This window comes from Roseibium sp. RKSG952 (assembly GCF_009711355.1).
This window is the reverse complement of record NZ_SMMF01000612.1, coordinates 1-2517: the sequence shown is the minus strand read 5'-3', so window position 1 is coordinate 2517 and position 2517 is coordinate 1. Positions and strand designations below refer to the sequence as shown.

At 49.5% G+C, this 2517-nt stretch carries 1 protein-coding gene; it reads left to right on the top strand.

All coding sequences use genetic code 11. The features are described 5' to 3' along the window. Window positions 1-87 precede the first annotated feature (87 nt). Window positions 88-2373 carry a calcium-binding protein gene (locus tag E1297_RS50930; protein ID WP_368669445.1) on the top strand — a complete coding sequence of 762 codons (2286 nt, stop codon included), beginning with the start codon at window positions 88-90 and terminating at the stop codon, window positions 2371-2373. Window positions 2374-2517 lie beyond the last annotated feature (144 nt).

Sequence of the window (2517 nt, the reverse complement as noted above, 5' to 3'; positions counted from 1 at the left end):
ATATAAATTAACGCGCATTTTTGATAGCAACTGTAGCTTATTACACCGATGAAAATTGCAAATATCGTCGCAAAAGGAGTTAATCAAGTGACGACGTACACATATGATGAAACCACCGGATATTATGTAACCGATGACGGTGTGCAGGTATCCAGTGATGCCTATGCCGCGATTGTAAATTATGAGTCAGAGGGGACGGTCTACGCGGAAGACGGTTGGGCTTTTATCGTTGACTATGGCGTTTACCAAGCGAATGTGGACGAGGAAGAAATAGATAATAGTTATGTTTACAATTCAGGTGAAGTATTAAGCTTCTGGATGGCATTCGACTATTATGGCTTGGTGGTCGGAAGTGATGAAGATAATATCTTTTATTCTGTTTCCTATAAAGATCTTGGCGATACCTATGTAGAAGCGAAAGACGTAATTTACTTTGCCGGCCTTGGAGATGACATTGCCTATGGCTACGAGGGGGATGACACTTTCTACGGAGAGGAAGGCGACGACATTCTGTACGGCGGTGACGGCGATGACAGTCTGTATGGTGGCGACGGGAATGATTGGCTTTATTCCGGATCCTTGTTCGACGGTGAAAGCGACATACTGACCGGTGGAGCAGGGGCCGACACCTTTATCCTTGGGGATGTTGCTGATACCAGTACATCAACCACCACCACGGTCGAATGGGACGATGTAGCAACATCCGTTACAAAAACGATAACCACAATACTTGCAAGCGCAACTGGTATTTCAGCGGTTAGCTGGGTGAATACAGCAGCGTGGGCCGTCCTGAGCAACTGGGATACGATTGACAGTGCAACCGTGTCTACCGAGTCCGGTGATCCGACGCCTGGATATGCCCAGATCACGGATTTCAACCCCACTGAAGATGTGCTGGTGATTCCAATTTATTCGTCAACCATGTCGAATGTCTGGTTGGATGATTCGACCGACAATGGCGGTTGGGGCTTTGCGGTCGCCTATGACAATGGCGATTCCTCAGATATTGTTGCGGATATCAATTTCGCCGATGCAAGCGAAGTCTTTGGTGACGACGTCTCCGACTGGTCTGAGGAAATGGTCGAGGCCTTCTACTACTCAATGCGGATGAACGCTATTGTCGTGACCTCCGATGGCGAGGCTTACGGGTTTAAATCCAACGGTAGTATTGACTATACCGGTAGTGATTCGCTGTCCGGGACCTCGTATATCATCATGGGTGCCTCCTATGGATGGTATGTTTACGGGACTCACTCGGATGATATGCTGGTTGGTGACAACTATGACGATGTCATCTATGGCTACATCCCGGACTCTTCGATTGCCGGTTATGCCGGAGCCCAGTATGACGGAAACGATCAGATCTACGGCTTTGACGGTGATGACTGGATCCAGGGTGGAGCCGGAGACGACTATATTTTCGGCGGGGACGGTTCCGACACGTCTGCTTATACTGATTCAATCAGTGGTATAACTGTCGACCTGTCGACCACCTATGAAGATAGCAACGGCACTTATGCGCTGGCCGATGACGGGTTCGGCGATACCGACCGCCTCTATAGCATCGAGAATATCTGGGGCAGTGATTCCGCCGACAGCATCACCGGCGACGACGGCGACAACACGCTTTATGGTTTTGGCGGTGATGACGTTATTTACGGAGGGTCCGGCGACGATCACATTGATGGCGGGAACGGCTCCGATTACCTCGACGGCGGTGCTGGCACGGATACACTTTACTTCCTGAACACGGATGACGGCATCATTGTAGACCTGTCTGCTGAGACTGTCAGCGATGACGGCTTTGGCAACATTGATACGGTGATCAATTTCGAGAATGTCTACGGCACCGACTATGATGACACGATCACCGGTGACGACGGTGACAACGTCCTTTTCGGGGCGGATGGCGACGATACGATCTATGGGGGCGACGGCGACGATGTTCTTGTCAGCGGTGACGGCGCAAACGAACTTTATGGAGGTGATGGCGAAGATGTTCTCATCTCGACTGGTGACGGTGATATCCTGACCGGTGGCGACGGGGCGGACACCTTTATCGTCGCCGGTGGTACGAACGTGACCATCACCGACTTCAATGAAGATGAAGGCGACAGCATAATTTTCTACTATGACGAATATGCAGGCACAACCACCGATGAAGATGGAAACACGACGACAATCGATGGCTTGCTTGTGATCGAATATACGGATTTTATGGGAATTGAATTGGTGACCGGTACCAGCGAGCTTTCGGCGGATTCTTATCTGGCCATTGATGGATATGACGATGCCGATCTGTCATACACAGGGGGTCTGGCAACATATGAAAGCGGACTAGATCTCAGCGTCTATGACAGCATATTTCTATAGCATCATTACCTTACGGCAATGCGCAATTTGTGAAAGTTGAGACTTGATCTGATAACTTAATTTTCCATAGGCTTGTTTTCAGACGGATCTGCCTTCAGTCAGTCGCGTGCAATAACCATCACTGAATCCTTCAAAAACGAGAGC